General features: G+C 74.2%; 20 protein-coding genes. 12 read left to right on the forward strand and 8 right to left on the reverse strand.

Annotated elements, in window-relative coordinates:
• Positions 1 to 230: 230 nt before the first annotated feature.
• The 5 genes from D459_RS0112915 to D459_RS0112935 all read right to left on the reverse strand — a co-directional run bounded on the left by D459_RS0112915 (position 231) and on the right by D459_RS0112935 (position 5,747).
• Positions 231 to 1,532, reverse strand: coding sequence for a DUF58 domain-containing protein (locus D459_RS0112915; protein ID WP_017593429.1), 1,302 nt, complete (start codon positions 1,530 to 1,532; stop codon positions 231 to 233).
• A 43-nt stretch (positions 1,533 to 1,575) separates the two neighbouring features.
• Positions 1,576 to 2,559, reverse strand: a complete 984-nt coding sequence (locus D459_RS0112920; RefSeq protein ID WP_017593430.1) for an AAA family ATPase — start codon at positions 2,557 to 2,559, stop codon at positions 1,576 to 1,578.
• Positions 2,560 to 2,626: 67 nt separating this feature from the next.
• On the reverse strand, positions 2,627 to 3,790 hold the full coding sequence (locus tag D459_RS0112925; protein ID WP_017593431.1) for a DUF4350 domain-containing protein: 1,164 nt from the start codon (positions 3,788 to 3,790) through the stop codon (positions 2,627 to 2,629).
• A complete protein-coding gene (locus D459_RS0112930) occupies positions 3,787 to 4,422 on the reverse strand; it encodes a DUF4129 domain-containing protein (RefSeq protein ID WP_017593432.1) in 636 nt (211 codons plus the stop codon). Before D459_RS0112930 ends, D459_RS0112925 begins: the two co-directional genes overlap by 4 nt.
• Positions 4,419 to 5,747: a glycerophosphoryl diester phosphodiesterase membrane domain-containing protein gene (locus tag D459_RS0112935; RefSeq protein ID WP_017593433.1), complete on the reverse strand. Its 1,329-nt coding sequence runs from the start codon at positions 5,745 to 5,747 to the stop codon at positions 4,419 to 4,421. The genes D459_RS0112930 and D459_RS0112935 overlap by 4 nt, the downstream gene beginning before the upstream one ends.
• A gap of 424 nt (positions 5,748 to 6,171) precedes the next feature.
• Between D459_RS0112935 and mtrA the strand changes: the two genes are divergently transcribed.
• The 5 genes from mtrA (at position 6,172) to hpf (ending at position 12,875) form a co-directional block, all read left to right on the forward strand.
• The gene (gene mtrA / locus D459_RS0112940; RefSeq protein ID WP_017593434.1) at positions 6,172 to 6,849 is read left to right on the forward strand and encodes an MtrAB system response regulator MtrA; all 678 of its coding nucleotides are present in this window, start codon (positions 6,172 to 6,174) and stop codon (positions 6,847 to 6,849) included.
• A gap of 18 nt (positions 6,850 to 6,867) precedes the next feature.
• Positions 6,868 to 8,619 carry an MtrAB system histidine kinase MtrB gene (mtrB, locus tag D459_RS0112945; protein WP_017593435.1) on the forward strand — a complete coding sequence of 584 codons (1,752 nt, stop codon included), beginning with the start codon at positions 6,868 to 6,870 and terminating at the stop codon, positions 8,617 to 8,619.
• On the forward strand, positions 8,616 to 10,382 hold the full coding sequence (locus tag D459_RS0112950) for an LpqB family beta-propeller domain-containing protein (RefSeq protein WP_017593436.1): 1,767 nt from the start codon (positions 8,616 to 8,618) through the stop codon (positions 10,380 to 10,382). The genes mtrB and D459_RS0112950 overlap by 4 nt, the downstream gene beginning before the upstream one ends.
• Before the next feature lie 438 nt (positions 10,383 to 10,820).
• A complete protein-coding gene (locus D459_RS31520) occupies positions 10,821 to 11,615 on the forward strand; it encodes a ComF family protein (protein ID WP_020380156.1) in 795 nt (264 codons plus the stop codon).
• A gap of 600 nt (positions 11,616 to 12,215) precedes the next feature.
• On the forward strand, positions 12,216 to 12,875 hold the full coding sequence (gene hpf, locus D459_RS0112960; protein ID WP_017593438.1) for a ribosome hibernation-promoting factor, HPF/YfiA family: 660 nt from the start codon (positions 12,216 to 12,218) through the stop codon (positions 12,873 to 12,875).
• 80 nt (positions 12,876 to 12,955) lie between these two features.
• Here hpf and D459_RS0112965 read toward each other — a convergent pair whose 3' ends face one another.
• Positions 12,956 to 13,321, reverse strand: coding sequence for a hypothetical protein (locus D459_RS0112965; RefSeq protein WP_017593439.1), 366 nt, complete (start codon positions 13,319 to 13,321; stop codon positions 12,956 to 12,958).
• A 221-nt stretch (positions 13,322 to 13,542) separates the two neighbouring features.
• Between D459_RS0112965 and secA the strand changes: the two genes are divergently transcribed.
• Positions 13,543 to 16,431, forward strand: coding sequence for a preprotein translocase subunit SecA (gene secA / locus D459_RS0112970; RefSeq protein ID WP_017593440.1), 2,889 nt, complete (start codon positions 13,543 to 13,545; stop codon positions 16,429 to 16,431).
• A gap of 1,600 nt (positions 16,432 to 18,031) precedes the next feature.
• Here secA and D459_RS0112980 read toward each other — a convergent pair.
• Together D459_RS0112980 and D459_RS0112985 are read right to left on the reverse strand one after the other, a co-directional pair.
• Positions 18,032 to 19,426, reverse strand: coding sequence for a PTS transporter subunit EIIC (locus D459_RS0112980; protein WP_017593441.1), 1,395 nt, complete (start codon positions 19,424 to 19,426; stop codon positions 18,032 to 18,034).
• Between the two features lie 85 nt (positions 19,427 to 19,511).
• A complete protein-coding gene (locus D459_RS0112985; RefSeq protein ID WP_017593442.1) occupies positions 19,512 to 20,252 on the reverse strand; it encodes a GntR family transcriptional regulator in 741 nt (246 codons plus the stop codon).
• 208 nt (positions 20,253 to 20,460) lie between these two features.
• On the opposite strand from D459_RS0112985, the gene D459_RS0112990 reads away from it, so the two are divergent.
• From D459_RS0112990 to ptsP, 6 genes are all read left to right on the forward strand, one after another.
• Positions 20,461 to 21,504: an SIS domain-containing protein gene (locus D459_RS0112990; RefSeq protein ID WP_026120339.1), complete on the forward strand. Its 1,044-nt coding sequence runs from the start codon at positions 20,461 to 20,463 to the stop codon at positions 21,502 to 21,504.
• 98 nt (positions 21,505 to 21,602) lie between these two features.
• Positions 21,603 to 21,893 carry a PTS glucose/sucrose transporter subunit IIB gene (locus D459_RS0112995; protein ID WP_275041853.1) on the forward strand — a complete coding sequence of 97 codons (291 nt, stop codon included), beginning with the start codon at positions 21,603 to 21,605 and terminating at the stop codon, positions 21,891 to 21,893.
• Between the two features lie 61 nt (positions 21,894 to 21,954).
• Positions 21,955 to 22,404: a PTS sugar transporter subunit IIA gene (locus D459_RS0113000; protein WP_026120340.1), complete on the forward strand. Its 450-nt coding sequence runs from the start codon at positions 21,955 to 21,957 to the stop codon at positions 22,402 to 22,404.
• On the forward strand, positions 22,401 to 23,075 hold the full coding sequence (locus D459_RS0113005) for an HAD family hydrolase (RefSeq protein ID WP_017593446.1): 675 nt from the start codon (positions 22,401 to 22,403) through the stop codon (positions 23,073 to 23,075). The genes D459_RS0113000 and D459_RS0113005 overlap by 4 nt, the downstream gene beginning before the upstream one ends.
• A 27-nt stretch (positions 23,076 to 23,102) precedes the next feature.
• Positions 23,103 to 23,360: an HPr family phosphocarrier protein gene (locus tag D459_RS0113010; RefSeq protein ID WP_017593447.1), complete on the forward strand. Its 258-nt coding sequence runs from the start codon at positions 23,103 to 23,105 to the stop codon at positions 23,358 to 23,360.
• Positions 23,361 to 23,371: 11 nt separating this feature from the next.
• Positions 23,372 to 25,054, forward strand: coding sequence for a phosphoenolpyruvate--protein phosphotransferase (gene ptsP, locus D459_RS0113015; protein ID WP_026120342.1), 1,683 nt, complete (start codon positions 23,372 to 23,374; stop codon positions 25,052 to 25,054).
• Positions 25,055 to 25,176: the final 122 nt, after the last annotated feature.

A 25,176-nucleotide genomic window follows, 5' to 3' on the forward strand; every position in this document is an offset into this window, starting at 1 on the left:
CTGCCGTCGCTGCCTGCTTGAACCTGTACTTCGCGGGGCGCCGCACCGGACCGACCGGCCGGTGCCTCTCCCCACCTTCGCCGCCCGCTTGAACCCTCGCCCCGTGGGGCGCCGCGCTCGGGTGAGGCCTTCGCCTCGGTCCTGCCTGCGCCGTCGCCGCCTGTTCGAACCTTCACTCTGTGGGGCGCTGTACCCGGGCAGGAGCTGCGGGGACCGGCGCGGGGCGGGCCCTACAGCCGTCCCTGGGCCTTGAGGTCGATGTAGGCGTCGGCGAGGGCCGGGGCGATGTGCTCCGGGTCGGCGTCGACCACCTCCACGCCGTGCCGGCGCAGTTCGGCGGTGACGCGGCGGCGCTCGCCCAGGGTCCGGGCGGCCGCGGCGGCGCGGTGCACGGCGGGGGCGTCGCCGCGCTCCGCGGCCATCGCGGTGACCGCGGGGTCCCCGACCGCGGCGACCATCACCAGGTGCCGGGAGGTCAGCGCCGGCAGCACCGGGAGCAGCCCCTCCTCCACCGCGGAGGCGTTCAGGTCGGTCAGCAGCACCACCAGCCGGCGGGCGCGGCCCTGGCCGGACAGGATCGAGGCGACCAGGCCGGCCTGGTCCGACTCGACCAGCTCCGCCTCCAGCGGCGCCATCGCCTGCACGATCGCGGGCACCGCCGAGCCCCGCCCGGTGCTGCGCACCTGGGTGCGCACCCGGCGGTCGAAGGCGAGCAGGTCCACCCGGTCGCCCGCCTTCGCGGCCAGTGCGGCCAGCAGCAGCGCGGCGTCCATGGCGTGGTCCAGCCGGGGCGTGTCGCCGACCCGCCCCGCCGAGGTGCGGCCGGTGTCCAGCACGATGAGGATGCGCCGGTCCCGCTCCGGGCGCCAGGTGCGCACCACCACCCCGTCCCGGCGGGCCGTCGCCCGCCAGTCGATGGAGCGGACGTCGTCCCCGGGCACGTACTCGCGCAGCGAGTCGAACTCGCTGCCCTGGCCGCGCACCAGCGCGCTGTGCCGGCCGTCCAGCTCGCGCAGCCGGGCCAGCTTCCCCGGCAGGTGGCGGCGGCTGTGGAACGGCGGCAGCACCCGCACGGTCCACGGCACCGAGTGCGTGGCCTGCCGGGCGGCCAGGCCCAGCGGTCCGACGCTGCGCACCGTCACCCCGGCCGCACGGTGGTCGCCGCGGCGCACCGGGGTGAGCACGGTGCTCAGCCTGCGGCGCTCCCCGGCCGGCACCTCCAGCGGCCGCCGCTCCGGGCGGGCACCGGAGCTCGGTGCCCAGGCGTCCCGGAGCACGCCGCGCAGCCTGCGGCCGGACGGGTTGGCCACCACCAGCTCCACCCGGGCGGACTCGCCCAGCCGGATGCCGGTCTCCCCGGACCGCTCGAAGGAGACCCGGCGGGCGCTCGGCGCCAGCGCCAGGTCCACCGCCATCAGCAGCACCAGGACGCCCACCACCGCCCAGGCCGTCCAGGTGCCCAGGGAGCCGATCGCCAGTACTACGAGCGTCCCGGCGAACGCCGCCAGGACCGCCCGTCCCGTGATCGCCATCCGTGCCTCCCCCGAATCCCGTCGGTCCTGTGGCCGGTTCCGGTCAGCGCGGGACCGTGACGGAGGCGAGCACGCCGTCCAGCACGCCGTCGGAGGTGGCGCCCTCCAGCTCGGCCTCGGGGCGCAGCGCCACCCGGTGCCGGAGCGTCCCCTTGGCCAGCGCCTTCACGTCGTCAGGGGTGACGTAGTCGCGGCCGGACAGCCACGCCCAGGCGCGGCTGGTGCGGAGCAGCGCGGTGGCGCCGCGCGGCGACGCGCCCAGCTGCAGCGAGGGGGACTGCCGGGTGGCCCGGCACAGGTCGACGATGTAGCCCAGCACCTCCGGGGCGACCCGCACTTCGGCGGCGGCCGCCCGGGCGGCGCGCAGGTCCGCGGGCCCGGCGACCGGCCGGATCCCGGCGGCCTCCAGGTCGCCCGGGTCGAACCCGGCGGCGTGCCGGCCCAGCACGTCGATCTCGGCGTCCCGCGGCGGCAGCGGCACGATGAGCTTGAGCAGGAACCGGTCCAGCTGGGCCTCGGGCAGCGGGTAGGTGCCCTCGTACTCGACCGGGTTCTGCGTCGCGGCGACCAGGAACGGGTCGGGCAGCCGCATCGGGGAGCCCTCGACGCTGACCTGGTGCTCCTCCATCGCCTCCAGCAGCGCCGCCTGCGTCTTGGGCGGGGTCCGGTTGATCTCGTCGGCGAGGAACAGGTTGGTGAAGACCGGCCCCTCGTGGAACTCGAACTTCGCGGTGCGCGCGTCGTAGACCAGCGACCCGGTGACGTCGCCCGGCATCAGGTCGGGGGTGAACTGGGTGCGCTTGTGGTCCAGGTCGAGCGCGGCCGCCAGGGAGCGCACCAGCAGCGTCTTGGCGACGCCGGGCACCCCCTCCAGCAGCACGTGCCCCCGGCACAGCAGCGCCACGACCAGCCCGGTCACCGTCTCGTCCTGGCCCACCACGGCCTTGGCGACCTCGGTGCGCACTGCGGCCAGCGCCTCCCGCGCCTGATCGGCGGAGGGCGTCTGGTCGGGGCTGAAGGCGGTCACCGGGGAACCTCCGTGAATCGGGCGGGCATGGTCGGGGCGTGCGGGGAGGCGGGAGGGAGGGGCGCGGTCACCGTATCCGCTCCTCCAGCCGGTCCAGCTCGGCGGCGAGCCGGACCAGGGCGGTGTCGTCGGTGATGTCGGAGCCGTCCCCGGCCACACCGTACAGCAGGGTCCGCAGCTGGCCCGGGTCGTCTCCGGTGCGCACGGCGGCGGCGTCGGCCACCTCGGTCGGAGGCGCGTCGGCGGCCAGCCCCAGCCGGGTCCGGAGCCGCTCCGCGGCCCCGGTGCGCAGCGCCAGCGCGGCCCGGTCCCGCGCCCTGCGGGAGGCGTAGAGCCGGGCCCGGCCCTCGGTGGTCTCCGCGGCGCGCACCACCACCGGCAGCCGCTCGGTGACCAGCGGCCCGAGCCGCCTGCCCTGCCAGAAGGCGAGCAGCAGCAGCGCGGCGGCCAGCGGCACCGCGGACAGCCGCACCGCCGGGGGCACCAGGTCCACCAGGTCCTTGGAGCCCTGCTCGACCGGCACGTCGGGCAGGAACCACACCACGTCGCGGTCGCCGATCAGGTTGAGCAGCAGCGCGGCGTTGCCCTCCCGGCCCAGCCGCTCGTTGGTGAACGGGGCCGGGGTGCCGATCACGGTGCTCACCGCATCTCCGGGGCGCTCGGTGCGGACCAGCGCGGACCCGCCGTCGGCCGGGTAGCAGCCCGGATCACCGCCGGTGTAGGTCTCCCCGCCGAGGTCGGCGGCGCCGGCGGCGCGGGCGCCGGGCAGCGCGCACCCGGGTTCGAGCGCGCCCGGCTCGGCGCGCCCGGCCACCCGCACGCCCGGGGCCAGGGACTCCAGCGCGGGCCCGGTGGGCTGCACCAGCAGCAGGTCGGCGGGGGTGGCGGCGAGCCGGTCCAGTTCGGCGCGGCCGAGCCGGTGCGAGGCGGGCAGCACCACCAGCGCGCCCGCCTCGGCGGCCTGCACGGCGGCGCCGCTGCCGCGCACCACGGTGACCTCGCCGCCCCGGTCGCGGACCACGTTGACCAGGGCGCGGGACCCCTCGGGGGCGGTGCTCTCCGGTTCCAGCCGGCCGCTGCGCTCCGACCGCTGGCCCAGCGAGGCCAGGACCGCCAGCAGTACCAGCACGGCGATGAAGGCGATCGTCCCCCGGTGCCGGCGGAGCAGCGCGGCGGGGCCGGGCGGGGCGGTCGGCGGTGCGGCGGGCGGCGGCGCGACGGCGGCGCTCATCGGGCGGCCTCCGCGGGCCGGGCCGCGCGCAGCGCCGCCTCCAGGCCGCGCAGGGCGGCGGTGTCCTCGGCGCCGGGCCGCACGCCGCCGTAGGCGGAGGCGTTGAAGACGGCGGCGGCGCGCTCCAGGGCGGCGCCGTGCTCGGGCAGCACCGCGCCGGCGTCCGCGGCGAGCTCGGTGGCGGTGCGGCCGGGCCGCGCGGTGATCACCGCGCGCTCCTCCAGGTCGCGGCTGATGGCGCGGAGGAACTCGCGGACCGCCTCGGCGTCCTCGCCGCGGGCGGCGTGCCGCTCCGCGGCGGCCCGGTGGTCCGCGGCGGTCATCGGGGCGTCGGCGTCGAACAGGGCGCCGCGCATCCGGGCGGCGCGGGCGGGCCGGGCGCGCAGCACCAGCAGCACCGCGGCCGCGGCGAGCACCAGCAGCAGCGGCCCCAGCGTCCACCAGCCGCCGGGGACCCCGGCGGAGACGCCGTCCAGCAGCTCCGCGAGCAGATCCTGCACCGCGTCCAGGATCCGCTGGATCAGGCTCGGTTCGGCCTCGGCGTAGGCCGGGTCGGACAGCTCCTCGCCGGCGATGCGGGCGCCCTCCTCCCGGGTGACCTCGGCGGCCGAGGCGATGAGCGGGAGGATCACGCCGGCCCTCCCGGCGCCGCGGCCCCCGGGGCGGGTTCGGCCAGGTAGACCTCGGGGCCGATCTCCCGGCCCTCCTGCGCGGCGGCCTGCAGCCGCAGGTCCAGTCCCTCGCGGCGCATCCGCAGGTCGACGTAGAGCAGCCCGGTGACGCCGCTGGCGAAGGGGGCGGTGATCGCGCCGCCCAGCACGGAGCCGAGGAAGATCGAGGCCCCGTAGAGGATCGCGGCCAGGGCCGTGCCCTCCAGCAGGACCATGGCGACCGCCCCGACCACCGAGAACGGGACGGTGACCACCTGCGCCACCATCGAGGTGATCAGCGTGGTCAGCAGCAGGATGAGGAACACCCGCCACCAGGAGCCCCGGGTGAGCCGCCAGGACCGGGCCAGTGCCCGGCCGGGGCCGATCCGCTCCAGCACGGTGACCGGCATGGCCAGGGAGGTCCGCACGTAGATCCAGGCGGCGAGGAGGCCCAGGACGGTCCAGCCGAGGAGGATCGCGCCGACGCCGAGCGGCGCGGAGTCCGGGGAGGCCGCGATGATCAGGATCCCGCCGAAGAGCGCGCCGACGGCGAGCGCCATCCAGGCCGCGCCGAGCAGCGCGAGCAGGCCGGCCACCCCGAGCACGGCGCCGATCCGCGGGGCGACCGCGGCGAACGCCTCCCGGATGCCCAGCCGGCGGCCCAGTACCGCCATGCCGATGACCGTGGCGAGCACGCCGGACAGCACCGCCGCACCGACGAACTGCACCAGCATTCCGGCGGCCAGCAGCCCCAGGGTCCCCCCGGAGAAGGGGAACGCGTCGCCGGGCGAGGCGCCCGACGCCACCTGGGCGTCGAACCGGTCGATGTCGTTGAGCAGGCTGCCCATGCCGAACGAGGGCAGCAGCGCGATCACCGCGCTGAGCATCGCGGCCAGGCCGAGCACCGTCTTGGGGTTGCCGCGGATGTAGCCGAAGGCGCCGTTGAGGATGTCGCCGAGGAGCAGCGGCCGCAGCGAGACGATGCCGGGCCGGGGCGGGGGCGGCGGCCCCCATGCCTGCTGCTGCCACTGCGGTGCGGCCTGCCACTGCGGCGCGCCCTCCTGGCGCGGTGCCCCGCCCGGTGCGCCGCCGGGGGCGGCCCAGCCGGGAGCGCCGGAAGCGGGGTCCTGCGCGGCGGGGGGCTCCTGGGGCGCCTCCTGGCCGGGAGGCGCGAAGGAGGGGCGGGGGGCACCGGGTCCCGGTGCGCCGCCGCCGGGGGCGGCCCAGCCGCCCGCGGCCGGCCGCTCCTCCTCAGGGCGGTCGCCGCCCTCGGGGCGGCCTGCGCCGCGGCCGTCCTCATGCGTCATTGATCCTCCGTTGTCCCGCGGGCCGGTGCCGTACGCCAGGCGTGGGGATACCCACGCTATGCCAGATCGGCGCAGCGGCGGCCGTTCCCTCCGCCCCCTGGGGGTTTAGTCCGATTTGAGGCGGCGAATCCGTTCGTTCGTTTTGTATGCTTTCGGTTGTCTACCGACCAAGTCGCGCGTACCTGAGGGCGCGGGCCGGGCGCGGCGGCCGCGGTAACGACGGGGGCCGGGCGGCGCCCGCCGCGGGCGACCGGGAGAACCGCAGCCGGAAACGGCGAGGAGATGGCAAGGTGGGGTGGGAGCACGGCTCCCGCCAGGGACCCCGGCAGAAGTGACCGCAGTTCGCCGCTTGAGTGTCCAGAAAGGAGAAGGCGCCGGGTGCCGCACCCCGGATCGGGGGAGGGACCGGGCGCCGGATGCATTGATGAAGGGACGCGTACTGGTCGTCGACGACGACCCCGCACTCGCCGAGATGCTGGGCATCGTGCTCAGGGGCGAAGGCTTCGAGCCGACGTTCGTGCACGACGGCGACAAGGCACTGGAGGCCTTCCGCGAGGCCAAGCCCGACCTCGTCCTGCTGGACCTGATGCTCCCCGGCACCGACGGCATCGACGTCTGCCGCCAGATCAGGGCCGAGTCGGGCGTGCCCATCGTGATGCTCACCGCCAAGGGCGACACCATCGACGTGGTGCTGGGCCTGGAGTCCGGCGCCGACGACTATGTGGTCAAGCCGTTCAAGCCCAAGGAGCTGGTGGCCCGGCTCCGGGTCCGGCTGCGCCGCACCGAGGAGCCCGCCCCCGAGGTCCTGCAGATCGGCGACATCACCATCGACGTGGCCGGCCACTCGGTGCGCCGGGACGGCGAGCAGATCAGCCTCACCCCGCTGGAGTTCGACCTGCTGGTCGCCCTGGCCCGCAAGCCCCGCCAGGTGTTCACCCGCGAGGTCCTGCTGGAGCAGGTCTGGGGCTACCGGCACGCCGCCGACACCCGCCTGGTCAACGTGCACGTCCAGCGGCTCCGCGCCAAGATCGAGAAGGACCCCGAGCACCCCGAGGTCGTGGTGACCGTCCGCGGCGTCGGTTACAAGGCCGGCACGGTCTGAGGAAACCGGGACCCTCCCGTGCCGAACGCAGAGTCCGCGGCAGTACCGCCCGAGACGGCTTCCCCGAGAGAGACCGGGGAAGCCGCTCGGACGCGCTGGCAGCGGCTCAGCGGCGGCCTGCTCGTCGGCTACCAGTTCGCCCAGCGCGCGGCGCGCGCCCTGGTCCGCGGGGTGAACCAGCGCTGGCGGGGCTCCCTGCAGCTCCGGGTGGTCAGCACCACCCTGCTCATCTCGGTCGCGGTCGCCGCGGTGCTCGGCTTCTTCCTGGTCCAGCAGATCCGCAGCGGGCTCCTGGAGGCCCAGCGCGAGTCCGCCCTGCGCGAGCACGCGGCCGGGCTGAGCACCGCGCTCAGCGAGCTGCAGGACGGTGAGCAGGCGGTCGACCGGGACAAGCAGCTCTACGACATCGTCGAGGAGCTGAGCGGCGGCAGCGGCACCTCCTCCAGCGGGCACGACGCGATGATCCTGCCCAGCGTGGACGGCTCGTCCGGCTGGGTGGCCGGGGGCGTGCTCGAGACCACCGTGCCGGAGCGGCTGCGCGAGCGGGTGCAGTCCGCCGACGGCATCGACTCCTCCTACTGGACCTACACCACCATCCAGCGCGAGCGCGGCACGGACGAGCCCGGCCTGGTGGTCGGGGCGCCGCTGTCGCACGCCTACGAGCTGTACTACGTCTTCCCGCTCACCCACGAGCAGGGCATCCTCGACCTGGTGCAGAACACCCTGGTGTTCGTCGCGACCCTGCTCTGCCTGGTGCTCGGCGTCATCGCCTACATGGTCACCCGGCAGGTGGTCAGCCCGGTGCGCGCGGCGGCGGGCTCCGCCGAGCGGCTCGCCGAGGGCGAGCTCAACGAGCGGATGGAGGTCCGCGGCGCCGACGACCTCGCCCGGCTCGCGGTCTCCTTCAACGAGATGGCCGGCAACCTGCAGGAGAAGATCCAGGAGCTGGAGGAGCTCTCCCGGGCGCAGCGCCAGTTCGTCTCGGACGTCTCTCACGAGCTGCGCACCCCGCTCACCACCATCCGGATGGCCGGCGACCTGCTGTACGAGGAGCGCGACGACCTCGACCCCACCATGGCCCGCTCGGTGGAGCTGCTCCAGGGGCAGCTGGAGCGGTTCGAGGAGCTCCTGGCGGACCTGCTGGAGATCAGCAGGCACGACGCCGGCGCCGCGACCCTCGCGGTGGAGCCCGCAGACGTCCGCGACGCGGTGCTCAAGGCGGTCGGCGACTCCGAGCAGATCGCCGAGAAGCGCGGCATCAAGGTGGTGCTCCGGCTGCCCGCCGAGCCGTGCGTCGCGGAGTTCGACACCCGCCGGATCAACCGCATCCTGAACAACCTCGTGGTGAACGCGATCGAGCACAGCGAGGGCAAGGACGTGATCGTCACGGTCGCCGGGGACCGGGACGCGGTCGCGGTGGCCGTCCGCGACTTCGGCGTCGGCCTCAAGGAGGGAGAGGAGCACCTGTGCTTCGACCGCTTCTGGCGGGCCGACCCGGCGCGGGCCCGGACCACCGGCGGCACCGGCCTCGGGCTCTCCATCGCCAAGGAGGACGCCCAGCTGCACGGCGGCTGGCTGCAGGCCTGGGGCGAGCCGGGCGCCGGATCGCAGTTCCGGCTCTCCCTGCCGCGCAAGTCCGGGCAGGAGCTGCGCGGTTCGCCGCTGCCGCTGGTCCCGCCGGAGAAGCCGATGGGCCGGGCGCGCCCGGCCGGCGCGCCGGCGGCCGACGCGGAGCAGGGGCGGCCCGCGGTGACGGGGGAGGGCCGATGAGCCTCAGAGGCGGACGGGCCGCGGCCGCGGGCGGGATCGCGGCCGTCCTGCTGGCGGCGGGGTGCGCCACCGTGCCCACCGGCGGCCCCATCGTGGAGGCCGACCGGGTCGGCGAGTCGCCCGACCCCTACGAGGGGTACGTGCGCATGCTGCCGGTCGGCCCGCAGCCCGGCGTCGGCGAGGAGGGCCTGATCAAGGGCTTCCTCAAGGACATGGCCAGCTTCGAGGAGAACCACGCGGCGGCCCGCCGGTTCCTGCTCCCGGAGACCCGGGCGGAGTGGTCCCCCGACGACTCGGCACTGGTCTACGAGAACATGGACGCCGTCTCGCTGGACGTGGAGACCTCCGCCGACGACACCGCGGCCACGGTCCGGATGCGCACCCCCGAGGCGGCGATGATCCGGGCCGACGGGCAGTACGTCCCGGCGGACGGCTCCGAGATCATCGACGTCACCTTCGAGCTGCGGCGGGACGCCGACGGGGAGTGGCGGATCACCGAGCTGCCCGACCGGCTGCTGCTCTCCCGGGCCGACGTGGACCGGGTCTACCGGCCGCTCAACCTGTACTACTTCAACGCCGACTCCAGCACGCTCGTGCCGGACCCGGTGTTCCTCCCGGTCACCTCGGACGAGGTCGCCACCAGGCTGGCCAAGAAGCTGGTCGCCGGGCCGACCGAGTGGCTGGAGCCGGCCGTGCGCTCCTCCTTCCCGGCCGACTCCACCGCCGACGTGGCCTTCGACGCGGGCCGGGTGGTGGTCAGCCTGGACGGCGAGACCCCGGGCAACCAGGCCCGGTTCGGCATGGAGGCGCAGCTCGGCTGGACCCTCAAGCAGCTGCCCGAGGTCCAGGAGGTGGTGCTCCGCTTCGGCGACGACGAGGTGCGCATCCCCCGGGACGAGGACGAGAACCTGCAGACCGACACCGACTACTGGAAGGCGGTCAACCCCTCCGGGGTCACCGGCGAGCTCAACGCCTACTTCGTCCGGGACGGGCGGCTGTGGAGCCTGAGCGGCGGCGGGGACGAGGACGTCGACCAGGTCGAGCAGGCCGACGTCTCGTTCGGCGCCGGCGGCCCGGCGCACTACGCGGTCTCGCTGAACGAGGAGCGCTTCGCCGCGGTCTCCGCCGACGGCGGCGAGGTGCTGCTGACCGAGGACGGCTCCGACGAGGTGCGCACCGTGCTGGAGGGCGGCGAGTACACCGCGCTCTCCTGGGACGGCTACGGCAACCTGTGGGTCGCCGAGGACACCTCCGACGGCGACGACCCCGGGTCCCGGCTGTGGATGCTGCGCGGCGGCGCCGATCCGGTCCGGGTGGACGCCCCCGCGCTGAAGAAGCGGGAGGTGGTGCAGTTGCGGCTGTCCCGGGACGGCACCCGGGCCGCGGTGGTCACCGCCGACGGCGACCCCGAGGGCCGGCTCTGGGTCGGCCGGGTGGTGGCCGAGGACGCCGGCGGCGTCGCGCTGGGCGGGTTCATGGAGCTCGCCTCCGACGTCGGCTCGGTCTCCGACGCGGCCTGGCGCGGCGGCGACCAGCTCGCCGTGCTCGGCGAGAAGAACGGCGCGATGCGCGGCTACCTGGTGCCGCTGGACGGGGCCACCGACCCGACCAGCGTCGGCACCATCACCTCGGCGGAGACCATCGCCGCCGCGCCGGAGCGCCCGCTGATCGCCGGCGGCGACGACGACCAGCTCTGGCTCACCAGCGACCGGGTGCTCTGGCAGCGCGCCACCGACGGCACCGACCCGGTCTTCCCGGGCTGACCGGGGCCGCAGCCGGAGGCGGCACGGCCCGGACAGGGCGTTCCGGAGGAGACCGCGGAGCACGGAGCGGAGCGGCGGGACGGGGGAGAACGGGAAGAAGAGCATGCCCCCAGGCTGCTCGGCGGCCCGCCCGGCCGGCCACCCCGATTCCGCGGCCTGTGGACGAGCCGGGCTGTGGACGACCGTCCTGTGGAAGACCGTTCTGCGGCCGGGCGCGGCCGGCCTGTCCGCCCCGGGGCGATGGGGCCTCCGCCCGGTCCGCCGACCCAGTGGGGACGGCGGGCCCTGGGCGAACGGGCCCGACCGCGCCGGCTCCGCGGACGCGATCGCACCCGCGCCCGGCCCCGGCCGAGGGCGCTCCGGCCGGCGCGGTGCGCTCCGTCCACAGCCGGGGAGACCGCCCTTCTCCGCCCGGTCCGAACCGGGCAGCCTGGGGACATGGCACCGTTCGCCCCGCTTCCCCCACCGTCCCCAGGGCCGACTCCGGCCCCTTCCTTCACCGCGGCGCTCACCGCGCTGCTGCTCGGCGAGTGCTGCGCCGGCTGCGGTGCGCCCGGCGGCCGGGTGTGCGCCGAGTGCGCCGACGCCCTGGCCCCGCGGCCGCACCGGTGCGCCGCCCGGGAGGGCTGCCCGCCCGCCTGGGCCGCGGGCCGCTACACCGGGGCGGACCGCGCGCTGCTGCTCGCCTACAAGCACCGGCGGATCCGCTCGCTGGCCGGGCCGCTGGCCGCCCGGCTGGCCGGCGCGGCCCGGGCGGCCGCACCGCGCGCGGGGCCGCTGCTGCTGGTCCCGGTCCCGGCCCGGCCGGGCGGGGTGCGGCGCCGCGGCTACGACCCGGTCGCCCTGCTGGCGCGGCGCGCCGCCGGGCTGCTCGACGCCCCGGCGCGGCCGGTGCGGGCGGTGCCCGCGCTGCGCCAGGTGCGCGCCGTCGCCGACCAGGTCGGCCTGGGGCGCGCCGAGCGGTACGGCAACCTGCGCGGGGCGCTGGCCGCGCGGCCGGGCCGGCTCGCCCGCGCCGGGGCCCGCCGGGTGCTCCTCGTCGACGACGTGCTGACCACCGGTGCCACCCTGGCCGAGGCCGCCCGGGCGCTGCGCGCGGCGGGGGCGTCCGTGCACGGCGCCGCCGTGCTGGTCGAGCGCGGGCGCCGCGCGGCGTCAAGAAGCCTTTACTCGCAGGGCGGAAAAGACCCGCCGATACCGCTCCACCGGCCCTTGAGCGCCCGGATCGGGTAGGTGGGGAGCGGCCCGCACCTGACAAGCGAGGGATAAGGGGTTAGCGTTTCGGACATGGCACCCGCCCGGGTCCGTGGTTGCGCCGGAGTCGCCGCCCCGCCGCCAGGTGAGGCGGAGTTCCGGCAAGCCGATGCCAGGCGCAGGCGAAACGGCCCACGTAAGGCGACTTTTCGTCGACCGATCACGGTGCGCCTTAGAGGTAAGTCCTGCCCCGCACAGGGTCCCGATGTCCCTCGTGAGCGGGAGAAGGGCAGTAGTCGCATACGAAGCGGCGAACCCCTCGGCAGGCGGATGTGGGGACGAAGACCAGGTCGGCCGGGCGGGTGGCATGCCAATTGCGTTCAGTGCGCCCCGCCGCGGGCGCCCATGCGCCGCACCGGGCCGCCGAGAGTGTCCGGTTTCACCCTCTGAACTGGTCGAACGTCACCTGGAGAGCGGGTGATCAGGCGGCGTCTCATGGGTATACGGTTGGCGAAACGAGCCGCCCGGGGCGCGGGCGGCCGAGAGGAGGACCCGGTAGCGAGGCCCTCCGCACCCGCGGGGGGCGGCACGTACGGCCTGGCCGCCGCGGGGCGGCGGCTGAGCGATGAAGGGGGTCTTGTGGACATCATCGTCAAGGGGCGGCGCACCGACATCAGCGAGAAGTTCCGGCAGCACGTCGAGAACAAGCTGAACAAGCTCTCCAAGTGGGAGAAAAAGGGCATGACCATCGACGTGGAGGTGTCCCGGGAGCGCAACCCGCGCCAGGCTTCGCAGAGCGAGCGCATCGAGCTCACGATCCACTCCACCGGGCCGGTCATCCGGAGCGAGGCCTCCGGCGACGACCGCTACGGAGCCCTCGACCAGGCCATCGACCGCATCGAGTCGCGGCTGCGCAAGCTCGCCGACCGGCGCAAGGTGAGCAAGAGCGGCCGCACCCCCGTCTCGGTGGCCGACGCGACGGCCGGACTGAACGGGAACGACGTCGCGCTCGGCGAAGTGCAGGTCCCGCAGCCCGCGGAGGAGGAGCCGTTCGACGGCGGCGAGGTCGACGGCCGGTTCTCCGACGAGTTCGTCGAGCTGGACACCCAGGGCGACGCCCCGGTGGTCGTGCGGGAGAAGTTCCACTCGGCCAAGCCGATGAGCATCGACCAGGCCCTCATGGAGATGGAACTCGTCGGACACGACTTCTACCTCTTCCACGACGAGGAGAAGGACCTGCCGAGCGTCGTCTACCGCCGCAAGGGCTTCAACTACGGCGTCCTCCGCCTGGTCGACTAGGCGCACCCGCCGTCCCCGGCCGACGCGCGGCGGCGCCGGAGGCCCCTCCGGCGCCGCCGCACCCCGTCCCCCGGTGCGGGTCAGGGCAGTCGCGCCTCGGCGATCTCCCGGTCGCGCTTCTTGATCCGGTGCAGCGGGGTGGTGTGCGGCTCCTCCGACTCCCGGCGCGGGTCGTCGAGGACCACGTCGGTGAAGATGTCGTCGACCGCGCAGAGCACCGCCCCGGCGATCGCCAGCACGCCGCCGGCGATGATCATCCACCAGGCGGCCAGCACGATGCCCAGCCCCGCGGCGGCGGCCCCGACCAGGATCAGGCCCACCGCGATCCAGGAGAGCAGCCTCCCCCGGTGGTCGTTGGTCGGCGCCCAGCGTCCGCCCTCGTGCTGGTAGCCGCGGATGTAGTATTCGATTCCTCCGGACGAGCCGGTCCCGTGGACCTCGCTCATGGCGGCGCTCCTCCCCCCGACGGCCCGCAGAAGTGCGGACCTGCACATATTCGGGATTTCCGGACCGAGCGCCACTAAACGGGCGCTCCGCGGGGGTGCCGCGGCCAAGGGGCGCGGGCAGCACAAGGGGGCAATAGGCTCGCCTAGGATGGAATGCTGGGGGTCAAGGACTCCGTCCCGCCTCCGGACGCGGGCCCCGAATCGCGAGGAGCGCATAGCAAGTGCCAGGCATACTCGACAAGGTCCTCCGCGCGGGGGAAGGCAAGATCCTGCGCAGGCTCAAGAAGCTGACGGATCAGATCAACTCGATCGAGGAGGACTTCGCGAAGCTCGAAGAGGCCGAGCTGCGCGAGCTGACCGACGAGTACCGCGAGCGGATCAAAGACGGCGAGTCGCTGGACGACCTCCTGCCCGAGGCCTTCGCGACCGTGCGCCGGGCCGCTCAGCTGACCCTCGGCCAGCGCCACTTCGACGTCCAGCTGATGGGCGGTGCGGCCCTGCACCTCGGCAACATCGCCGAGATGAAGACCGGTGAGGGCAAGACCCTGACCTCCACGCTCCCGGTCTACCTGAACGCGCTGGCCGGCAAGGGCGTGCACGTCGTCACCACCAACGACTACCTGGCCCGGCGCGACGCCGAGAGCATGGGGCGGATCCACCGCCTGCTCGGCCTGGAGGTCGGGGTGATCAGCCCGGACATGCGCCCGGAGGCGCGCCGGGCCGCCTACGCCGCGGACGTCACCTACGGCACCAACAACGAGTTCGGCTTCGACTACCTGCGCGACAACATGGCGCTGTCGATGGACGCCCTGGTGCAGCGCGGCCACAACTTCGCCATCGTCGACGAGGTGGACTCCATCCTCATCGACGAGGCCCGGACCCCGCTGATCATCAGCGGCCCGGCGCAGCAGAACTCGCGCTGGTACGAGGTGTTCGCCAAGATCGCCCCCCGGCTCCGCCGCGAGGTCGACTACGAGGTCGACGAGAAGAAGCGGACCATCGGCGTCAACGAGTCCGGTGTCGCCAAGGTCGAGGACGAGCTGGGCATCGAGAACCTCTACGAGCCCGCGAACACCCCGCTGGTCTCCTTCCTGAACAACTCGATCAAGGCCAAGGAGCTGTACCGGAAGGACAAGGAGTACATCGTCAAGGACGGCGAGGTGCTCATCGTCGACGAGTTCACCGGGCGCGTGCTGCGGGGCCGCCGCTACAACGAGGGCATGCACCAGGCCATCGAGGCCAAGGAGCGCGTCAAGATCAAGGACGAGAACCAGACTCTCGCCAAGGTCACCCTGCAGAACTACTTCCGGCTCTACGACAAGCTCGCCGGCATGACCGGTACCGCCACCACCGAGGCGGCCGAGTTCAACCAGACCTACGGCATCGGCGTGGTCCCCATCCCGACCAACCGCCCGATGGTCCGCAAGGACGACCGCGACCTCGTCTACAAGAACGAGGAAGGCAAGTTCGACGCGATCGTCGAGGACATCGCCGAGCGGCACGAGGAAGGCCAGCCGGTGCTGGTCGGCACCACCAGCGTGGAGAAGTCCGAGCTGCTCTCCAAGATGCTCAAGCGCCAGGGCATCCCGCACGAGGTGCTGAACGCGAAGAACCACGCCCGGGAGGCCGCGATCATCGCGCGGGCCGGCCGGCTCGGCGCGGTCACCGTGGCCACCAACATGGCCGGCCGCGGCACCGACATCATGCTCGGCGGCAACGCCGAGTTCATGGCCGACGAGGAGCTCCAGGCCCGCGGGCTGAACCCGCTGGACACCCCGGAGGAGTACGAGGCGGCCTGGCCGGAGGCGCTGGAGAAGGCCGAGGAGGCCGTGAAGACCGAGCACGAGGAGGTCGTCGAGGCCGGCGGCCTGTACGTGCTGGGCACCGAGCGGCACGAGTCCCGGCGGATCGACAACCAGCTGCGCGGCCGCTCCGGCCGGCAGGGCGACCCCGGCAAGTCCCGGTTCTACCTCTCGCTCCGCGACGACCTGATGCGCATGTTCAACAGCGCCCGGGTCGAGATGATCATGGAGCGCACCAACTTCCCGGACGACCAGCCGATCGAGTCGGGCGTGGTCACCAAGGCGATCCAGAGCGCCCAGGGCCAGGTCGAGCAGCAGAACTTCGAGATCCGCAAGAACGTCCTCAAGTACGACGAGGTGCTCAACCGGCAGCGCAAGGTGATCTACGCCGAGCGCCGCAAGGTCCTGGAGGGCGCGGACCTCCAGGAGCAGATCGCCGGCATGATCGACGACGTGCTGGACGGCTACGTCCGCTCGGCCACCGCCGAGGGCGACGCCTCCGACTGGGACCTGGACAAGCTGTGGACCGCGTTCAAGCAGGTCTACCCGGTCAGCTTCACCGTCGACGAGTTCATCGACGAGAACGGCGGCCTCGGCTCGCTCACCCCGGACCTCATCTCCGCCCGCGTCTGCGAGGACGCGCACGAGGCCTACGAGCGCCGCGAGGAGGAGCTGGGCTCCGAGGCCGTCCGCGAGGTCGAGCGCCGCGTGGTGCTGCAGGTGATGGACCGCAAGTGGCGCGAGCACCTGTACGAGATGGACTACCTCCAGGAGGGCATCGGCCTGCGGGCGATGGCGCAGCGCAACCCGCTGATCGAGTATCAGCGCGAGGGCTACGACATGTTCCAGGAGATGCTGGAGGCCATCAAGGAGGACTCGGTCCGCTACCTGTTCAACGTCGAGGTCCAGGTCAAGCAGAAGACCACGGTGAGCGCCGCGTCGGCGGCGGCCGCGGCCGCCGCCAACGGCGCCGCGGTGGCCGCCACGACCGCGACCGCGACCGAGGAGGAGTCCGCGGAGGCCGAGGAGGCCGCCGAGGAGGCCGCCGAGGAGGAGAAGGCGGAGGAGAAGGCGGAGGAGCCCGCGGAGAAGGAGGGCGTCTCCGAGGAGGACGTCGTCGTCCCCGGGCTGGAGGAGCCGCGCTCCCCGGGCCGCCTGCAGTACTCCGCGCCCTCCGAGGACGGCGGCGTCACCAAGCGCACCGAGACCGTCTCCGACTCCTACGAGGGCACCCCGCGGAACGCGCCCTGCCCCTGTGGGTCGGGCAAGAAGTTCAAGAAGTGCCACGGGGATCCGAAGAACAAGTAGGGCCCGGGGCCTGAGCGGCCCACCGGCACACCGAAGGACCCCCGCCCGGCGCGACCGGGCGGGGGTCCTTCCGCTTTTCTCCCGATGATCTCGACGTTGCGGGCCCATCAGAGCGCTTGTCGTCAAGTGGCCGTTGCAACGAGGAGAACGAGGAACTCGGTGAGGGGCGAGGGACGGGAGGTGCCCCGACCGGGCGCGGCGCCCCGCGGAGTGCAGGTTCAGGCGGGCGGCGAAGGCGGGAGGGGGACGAGGCTGGGGGTGGTCGCCCGGCCGCGGCGCCTCGCGGAGCGGAGGTTCAAGCAGGCGGCGACGGCGGGAGGAGGACCGGCTGGTCGGTCGGGTGCGGCGCCCCGCGGAGCGAAGGCTCAAATCGGCAGCGACGGCAAAGGAAGGGGCGGGGCCGGGCTCCTCACCCGAGCGCGGCGCCTCGCGGAGCGCAGGTTCAAGCGGGCGGCGAAGGCGGCAGGGGACCGGCTGGTCGGTTGGGCGCGGCGCCTCACGGAGCGAAGGTCAAGACGGGCGGCGACGGCGGGGGTAGGGGCGGGGCGCAGGCCTCGCCCGGGTGCGGCGCCTCGCGGGGCGGGGGTGCGGGCGGGCCGCCCGCCCGGGCCCACCGGGGGCCTTATCCCTGTATGCCCGGTTCGCAGCGGGGGTCGAGCGGGGGCGGGAGCGCCCTGCGCACCTCCGCGGCACCCCGATTACATCTACCAGCGAGTAGTAGGCCCCGAAGCCCTCGCCGCCTCCTCTCTGGTTACCCAGAGTGGCCAAGGCGGGGCCTTGTGGGAGGGCAAAAGCGGCATTCCGCCTCCGCGGCGCCCCTGCCCGGGTTCCGGCCCCCTGCCTTCCGATTTTCCGGGTGGCCCGAACTCCCGATCACTGGCCCGAGCAGGGCGATCCGGGGCCCTGGGGCCCTGTTCCGGGCCGGGATGTGCGCCCGGGAATCACCGGGGTGCTCTCGCGGTGTGCAGGGCGCCCCACTCCGCCATCACCCTACGTATTCACCCAGGTCGGGGAGGTGCAATGGTTTCCGGGGTGGCCGGCCTCGGCGCCCGGGGCGACGCGGGCACGGCGAACCCGCCATCCCGGCCCGCCCCACCCCGCCTCTGCCCGCTCTGCCGCACTCGACCGACCAGCCGGTCCCCCTCCCGCCTTCGCTGCCCGCTTGAACCTTCGCCCTGTGGGGCGCCGCGCCCGGGTGATCGCCTTCGCCATGCCCTCACCGCTGCCGTCGCCGCAGGTATGAGCCTTCGCTCCGTGGGGTGCCGCGCCGGACCGACTGGCCGGTCCCTCTCCCGCCGTCGCTGCCTGCTTGAGCCTTCGCTCCGTGGGGTGCCGCGCCGGACCGACCGGCCGGTGCCCCTTCCCGCCTTCGCCGCCCGTCTTGACCTTCGCTCCGTGGGGCGCCGCGCCCGACCGACCGGTTTCCTCCTGCCCTCCGGTGTGCGGTGTTGCAACAGGCGCTGGAAACCACCGGGCTCTGCTGGGCCCGCGACGTCAAGATCGTCGGGAGAGGCCCGGGAAAGCGGCGAGGGGCCCGCGGATGCGGACCCCTCGCTTCTCTGCAGTGCGCCGCGGCCCCTCGGGGCCGGGCGCCGGGCTCTTAGCCCTGCTTGCCGCCCTCGGCGCCCCGCGCCGGGCTCTGGGCGGAGCCGCCCGGCTGGTCCGGGTTGGTGGCGATCGAGGCCTTCTCCTCGATCGGCTCGCGGCCCGGGGTGGGCAGGTTCATCTTGGTGATCAGGAAGTAGAACACCAGGTAGTAGATGGCGAAGTAGACCACGCCCATGAGCAGGATCCACACCAGCCCGGTGGTGTTGGACTTGAACGCGTTGATCACCATGTCGATCAGGCCGGCGGAGAACCCGAAGCCCAGGTGCGCGTCGAGCGCGTTGAGGACCGCCATCGAGATGCCGGTCAGCACCACGTGCACGGCGAACAGCACCGGCGCGATGAAGATGAAGGCGAACTCGATCGGCTCGGTGATGCCGGTGACGAACGCGGTCAGCGCGGCGGAGATCATGATGCCGCCGACGGTGGCCCGCTGGCTGGGGTGCGCGGCGCGCCACATGGCGATGGCGGCGGCGGGCAGGCCGAACATCAGCACCGGGAAGAAGCCGGAGAGGAAGCCGCCCGCGGTGGGGTCGCCGGCCAGGTAGCGGTTGATCTCGCCGTTGAACACGTCGCCGGTGGCCGGGTCGGTGTAGCTGCCGAAGACGAACCAGACCACCGAGTTGACCACGTGGTGCAGGCCGAACGGCAGCAGCAGGCGGTTGACCACGCCGTACACGCCGGCGCCGACCGGGCCGGAGGCGACGATCCAGGTGCCCAGGTCGTTGATCCAGCCGCCCACGGTCGGCCAGACGAACCCGAAGACGACGGCGAGCAGCAGCGCGGAGACCGCGGTGACGATCGGCACGAACCGGCGGCCGCCGAAGAAGCCGAGCCAGGCGGGCAGCTTGATCTTGTAGTAGCGCTGCCAGAGCACCGCGGCGAGGATGCCGATGGCGATGCCGCCGAGCACGTCGGTCGGGTTCTTCACGCCCCAGTTGATCACCTCGGCGCCCCCGGCGTCGAAGGCGGTGACCGCCTCCTTCATCTCGCCGCTGGGGTCGAAGTTGAAGAACATGTACTTGGTGACGCGGTCGAAGACGATGTAGCCGACCACGGCCGCCAGCGCGGTGGAGCCGTCGGCGCGCTTGGCGAAGCCGATCGCCACGCCGACCGCGAACAGCAGCGGCAGCGCCTGGAACAGCGAGTCGCCGGCCGCGCCGATGATGCTGGCGACCGGAGCCATCCAGTGCATGCCGGGCACGTCGGCCAGACCGCCCGGCTCGGCGCCGTTGCTGCCGAGCATGTCGCCCTGGCCCAGGCGGAGCAGGATCGCCGCGGCGGGCAGGACCGCGATGGGCATCATCAGGCTGCGCCCGATGCGCTGCAGGACGCCGAGCACCTTCGAGGAGCCGCCGACGCCGCTGTCCGCGGTTGCTGAGGAACTCACAACTGGTCCTCCTGAATCGTTAACCGGTGAGTTATGACGGGAACCGGCCGCGTGCGGGCGGCCGGTCGCGGCACGGGGGCGGCGCTCAGGCCGTCCCCGGACGGCGTGGGTCCAGCCGCGAGTGCAGCTGGTAGCGGTCGGCCCGGTAGCCGGAGAGCGCGACCTCCACGCAGGCGCCGTTGCTGAAGCTGCGGCGCTGCATGGACAGGATCGGGCTGCCCGGGGCGAGCCCGAGCAGCTTGGCGTCGGCCGGGTCGCACAGCCCGGCCTCGATGGTCTGCTCTCCGGAGTCGAGCAGGATTCCGAACTCCTCTTCCAGGACCTCGTACAGGGAGCGCCCGGTGAGCGCGATCCGCTCCAGGCCGGGCAGCAGGGACAGCGGGAGCATCGTGCGCTCCACCGCCATGGGCTCCCCGTCCGCGGTGCGCAGCCGCTCGATGTGGTGCACCGGAGTCCCCGGCGGTACGTCGAGCATCCGGGCGGTGTGCGGGCTGGCGGGGGCGCTCCTGCGGGACAGGTCGCGGGATCCGGGGACGAACCCGCGGGCCCGCATATCCTCGGTGAACGAGGCGAGCGCCAGGGGCATCTCGATCTTGGGCCGGCATACGAAGGTGCCCTTTCCGGGCACCCGGTACAGCTTGCCCTCGGAGACCATGATGTCGATGGTCTGCCGGACGGTCATCCGGGACAACCCGTACTTCCGGCCGAGCTCGCGCTCGGAGGGGATCAGGTCGTCCACCCCGAGACCGGCCTCGACGATCCAGTCGAGCAGAAGCTCACGGAGCTGGGCGTATTTGGGGGCGGGGCTCGCCGGGTCGATCTCCATGACGACCGCCTGTTCGCTCTCTAGACGCTCTGGTATGACTGGTATAGGCCGGACTAGACCAGAGTACAGTGTCCGTTGTCTGGCGAATCTCCCTTTCGGGCAGATTGAAACCAAGACGTTTCGGACCTGAGTCCGCAGGTCGACACGGTCGCCCGGCCCCGCGGCGACACACCCGGCAGCGGCACCGAGCGGATGGGAAGAATCGACAATGACCACCAGTACGAGCGTCATGCGCTCGGAGATCGCCGAGCAGCCCGAGGCACTGCGCCGTACCCTGGACGCGCTGCTGCCGCTGGTCCCCGAGCTCGCCGAGCTCGGCCGGGAGACCCGGCAGGTGCTCTTCATCGCCCGCGGCTCCTCTGACAACGCCGCGGTCTACGGCAGCTACCTGCTCCAGGCGCACGCCGGCCGGCTGGCCACGCTGGCCTCGCCGTCCATCGCCACCACCTACGGGTCCAAGGTGGACCTGTCCGGGGTGCTCGCGGTGGCCATCTCCCAGTCCGGGCGGACCGAGGAGATCGTCGACACGATGAACTGGGCGGCCGAGTGCGGCGCCCGCACCGTCGGCATCACCAACGGCGCCGGCTCCCCGCTGACCGAGGCAGCCGACCTGGCCCTGGTCACCCGGGCCGGCAACGAGCTCGCGGTGCCCGCCACCAAGACCTACACCACCCAGCTGGCCGCGCTCGCGGTGCTCGCCCTGGGCCTCGGCGCCGACCTGGACGCCGGCGTGCTGCGCGCGGTCCCGGACGCCATCGGCGAGGCGATCGCCGCCCCGCAGGGCCCGATCGAGCTGATCGCCGAGCGCCTGGCCGGGGTGCAGGGCGCGGTCATCTCCGGCCGAGGCATGGCCTTCTCCACCGCGCTGGAGGCCGCGCTCAAGCTCAAGGAGGCCTGCTACCTGCACGCCATGGGCCTCTCCTACGCCGACCTGCTGCACGGCCCGATCGCCGTGGTCGACGCCGACACCCCGGCGATCCTGGTCGCGGCGAACTCCGGGCCGACCCTGCCCGGCACCGTCGCCCTGGCCGAGCGGGTCTCCGCCGCGGGCGCCCCGGTCTTCGGCATCGGCGGCGGCCAGGCCCTGGCCGGCGCCTGCGACCTGTCGGTCCCCGCCCCCGACCTGCCGGAGTGGGCCGCCCCGATCTCGCTGATCGTCCCGGCCCAGCTGCTCACCGAGACGCTCGCCCGGCGCCTCGGGTACAACCCCGACGCCCCCCGCGGCCTGGGCAAGGTCACCCAGACCTCGTAGGCGACGGCGCCGAGTGGATCTAAGCTCGGCATGGGCCCCGCCGCACGGCTCCGGCCACCGGCGCGGCCCGCAACGCTTCTTCACCGGGCGGCCCCCTCCTGCGCGGAGGGCGGTCCGCCCGCTCCGAAAGGGAAGGCAGGAACACCCACATGGCCGACAAGGCAGCCGCGATCGTCGCAGGGCTCGGCGGCGCGGACAACATCGACGACATCGAGGCGTGCATCACCCGGCTGCGCACCGAGGTCAAGGACCCCGCCAAGGTGGACGAGGCCGCGCTGAAGGCGGCCGGCGCCCACGGGGTGCTCTCCTCCGGCAACGTCGTCCAGGTGGTCGTCGGCCCGGAGGCCGACTCGCTCACCGACGACATCAACGATCTCCTCGAGGACTGACAGACCCGCCCGCCGGCGCGGGCCGCCGCCCTGGTCCGCGCCCCACCTGGAGGTAATCCCCGTGCTCTCTGTGCTTTCTCCCGTGCCGGGCACGGCCACCGGCCTGGCCCAGGTCCCCGACCCCGTCTTCGCGCAGGGCATGGTCGGCCCCGGGACCGCGATCGACCCGGTGCGCGAGCCGCAGACCGCGGTGGCCCCGGTCGCCGGGACCATCGTCAAGCTGCACCCGCACGCCTACGTCATCGCCACCCCGGACGGCAAGGGCGTCCTGGTCCACCTGGGCATCGACACCGTCGACCTGAAGGGCGAGGGGTTCGAGACCCTGGCCGAGGAGGGCGCGGCGGTGGAGGCCGGCGCTCCGCTGGTCCGCTGGAACCCCGCCGAGGTGGAGAAGGGCGGCCGCTCCCCGGCGGTCCCGGTGGTCGCGCTGGACGCCTCCGCCGAGGCGCTGGCCGACGTCGTCTCCTCCGGCGAGGTCGCCTCCGGCGCCCCGCTGTTCGGCTGGCGGTGAGCGCCGCCATGGCCGGCGGCCGCGCGGCCCTGTTCGACCTGGACGGGACACTGATCAACAGCGAACCGCGGTCGATGGCGGTCTGGTCGAGGCTGCTCGACGCGCACAACGTGCCCTACGACGAGGCGACCCTGCACCGGTTCATGGGCCGGCGCGGCCCGGACGTCATCGCCGAGGACCCGAACCTGTTCCCCGGCGTCTCCTGGGACGTGCTCCTCAGCGAGCTGCAGCAGATCGGCTCCGCGCCGGACCTGCCGCCGGTGCGGCCGCTGCCGGAGTCGGCGGAGTTCGTCCGCGCCCTGCACGCCCGGGGCGTGCCGATCGCCCTGGTCACCTCGGCCGGACCGGAATGGGCGCACGCCGCGCTGCACATGGTCGGCGTCGCAGAGCTGTTCACCGGGGTGATCACCGCCGCCGACGTGCGCCGGGGCAAGCCCGACCCGGAGGGCTACCTGGCCGGCGCCCGGCTGCTCGGCGCCGACCCGGCGCGGACCGCGGTCTTCGAGGACACCCCGGCCGGGGTGGAGGCCGGGCTGCGCGCCGGGATGAGCGTCGTCGCCATCACCACCACGCACGTGCCCGCGGTGCTGCAGAAGGCCGATCTGATCGTCGACCACCTCACCGAGGTGGACTGGGACGGGATCGGCCCGAGCGGCCGCGCGCCCGAATGACCTGAACAAAGGGAAGAGGAGAGAGCTGTGGCAGAGCGCCGCGTCAAAGTCGAGTCCGAGGTCGGGCTGCACGCCCGCCCCGCGGCCCTGTTCGTCGAGGCCGCCGCCAAGGCCGCCGGTGAGGCCACGGTCGCCAAGGGCGACGGTGCCCCCGTCTCCGCCAAGAGCATCCTCGCGGTGATGGGCCTGGACGTCCGGAACGGCGACGAGATCGTGGTCCGGGTCGAGGGCGACGGGGCCGAGGAGGTCCTGGACCGGCTGGCCGAGATCGCCGGCGCCGGCTAGTGGGGGAGACCATGGCTGACACGCTGAAGGGGGTCGGGGTCAGCCCCGGCGTCGGCTACGGGCCGGCGCTGCGGCTGGCGCGCTCGGTCCCCGAGCCGCCGGAGGCGGGCCACTCCGGCGACGCCGAGGCGGAGGCCGCCCGCGCCGCCGAGGCGATGGAGCTGACCGCCCGGGAGCTGACCGAGCGCGGGGCCCGCGCCGGCGGCCAGGCCCAGGAGGTGCTCTCCGCGCAGGCGCTGATGGCGAACGACCCGTCGCTCGCCGACGACGTCGCCCGCCGGGTCCGCGAGGGCGCCGACGCCGCCCGCGCGGTCTCCGACGCGATGGCGGTCTACCGGGAGATGCTCGCCTCGGCCGGGGAGTACATGGCCGCCCGGGTCACCGACCTGGACGACGTCCGGGACCGCATCGTCGCCCGGCTGCTGGGCGTCCCGGTACCCGGCATCCCCGAGTCCGAGACGCCGTTCGTGCTGGTCGCCCGGGACCTCGCCCCGGCCGACACGGCCACCCTGGACCCGGCGAAGGTGCTCGCCTTCGTCACCCGGGAGGGCGGCCCCACCAGCCACTCGGCGATCCTGGCCCGCTCGCTCGGCCTGCCCGCCGTGGTGGCCGGGCCGGGCGCCGATGAAATCGCCGACGGGGCGATGCTGCTGGTCGACGGCTCCTCCGGGGAGGTCGCCGCGGACCCGGACCCGGCCGAGGCGGACCGGGCGCTGGCCCGCGACGCCGCCCGGCGGGCCGCCGCCGAGCAGAGCTCCGGCCCCGGCCGCACCGCCGACGGCCACCCGGTCCCGCTGCTCGCCAACATCGGCGGTCCCAAGGACCTGCCGGCCGCGGTGGACAACGGTGCCGAGGGCGTCGGGCTGTACCGCACCGAGTTCCTCTTCCTGGACCGCGGGGACGCGCCGAGCCACGAGGAGCAGGTGGCGGCCTACCGGGCCGCGCTGGAGGCGTTCGGCCCCGGGGCCAAGGTCGTGGTGCGCACCCTGGACGCCGGTGCGGACAAGCCGCTGGCGTTCCTGCCGCCGCCGGGAGAGGAGCCCAACCCGGCGCTCGGCGAGCGCGGGCTGCGCATGATGCACCGGCACCCGGAGATGCTCTCCTCCCAGCTGGCGGCGCTGGCCGAGGCGGCCCGGGGCGCCCCGGCCGAGCTCAGCGTGATGGCGCCGATGGTCACCGACGCCGAGGACGCGGAGTGGTTCGCCGCCCGCGCGGCCGAGGCCGGGATCGAGCGGGCCGGGATCATGATCGAGGTCCCCGCCGCGGCGCTGCGCGCCCGGCACCTCGCCCGGGACGCCGCGTTCTTCAGCATCGGCACCAACGACCTCACCCAGTACACCTGCGCCGCCGACCGCGAGGTGGGCGGGCTGGGCCGGTTCCAGGACTCCTGGCAGCCGGGGGTGCTGGAGCTGGTCGCGACCACCGCCCGCGCGGCGGAGGCGGCGGGGCGCCCGTGCGGGGTGTGCGGTGAGGCCGCCGCCGACCCGCTGCTCGCCTGCGTGCTGGTCGGCATGGGCGTGACCACGCTGTCCATGGGCGCCACCGCGCTGCCGATGGTCCGCGCGGCGCTGGCCCGCGCCACCCGGGAGCAGTGCCGCGGGGCGGCCGAGGCCGCCCTGGAGGCCCGCGGCCCGGCGGAGGCCCGCGCGGCCGCCCGCACCGCCCTGCCCGGCCTGGCCGAGCTGGGCCTGTAGGACCGCAGAGGCGGCCGCCCCGACCCGCTCCGGGCCGGGGCGGCCGCTGTGCTTCAGCCCCGGCCCGGCCTCTCCGGCGGCGATCGCCGCCCGGCCTCGGTGCGTGTCCGGAGCCCGAGCCC

Source organism: Nocardiopsis potens DSM 45234 (genome assembly GCF_000341105.1).
Classification (GTDB): Bacteria; Actinomycetota; Actinomycetes; order Streptosporangiales; family Streptosporangiaceae; genus Nocardiopsis_A; species Nocardiopsis_A potens.

Coding starts and splice junctions, on each gene's coding strand:
- D459_RS0112915 (WP_017593429.1), bottom strand. CDS start 1,532: ATGGCGATCACGGGACGGGCGGTCCTGGCGGCGTTCGCCGGGACGCTC.
- D459_RS0112925 (WP_017593431.1), bottom strand. CDS start 3,790: ATGAGCGCCGCCGTCGCGCCGCCGCCCGCCGCACCGCCGACCGCCCCG.
- D459_RS0112935 (WP_017593433.1), bottom strand. CDS start 5,747: ATGACGCATGAGGACGGCCGCGGCGCAGGCCGCCCCGAGGGCGGCGAC.
- mtrA (WP_017593434.1), top strand. CDS start 6,172: ATGAAGGGACGCGTACTGGTCGTCGACGACGACCCCGCACTCGCCGAG.
- D459_RS0112950 (WP_017593436.1), top strand. CDS start 8,616: ATGAGCCTCAGAGGCGGACGGGCCGCGGCCGCGGGCGGGATCGCGGCC.
- D459_RS31520 (WP_020380156.1), top strand. CDS start 10,821: ATGGCACCGTTCGCCCCGCTTCCCCCACCGTCCCCAGGGCCGACTCCG.
- D459_RS0112965 (WP_017593439.1), bottom strand. CDS start 13,321: ATGAGCGAGGTCCACGGGACCGGCTCGTCCGGAGGAATCGAATACTAC.
- D459_RS0112985 (WP_017593442.1), bottom strand. CDS start 20,252: ATGGAGATCGACCCGGCGAGCCCCGCCCCCAAATACGCCCAGCTCCGT.
- D459_RS0112990 (WP_026120339.1), top strand. CDS start 20,461: ATGACCACCAGTACGAGCGTCATGCGCTCGGAGATCGCCGAGCAGCCC.
- ptsP (WP_026120342.1), top strand. CDS start 23,372: ATGGCTGACACGCTGAAGGGGGTCGGGGTCAGCCCCGGCGTCGGCTAC.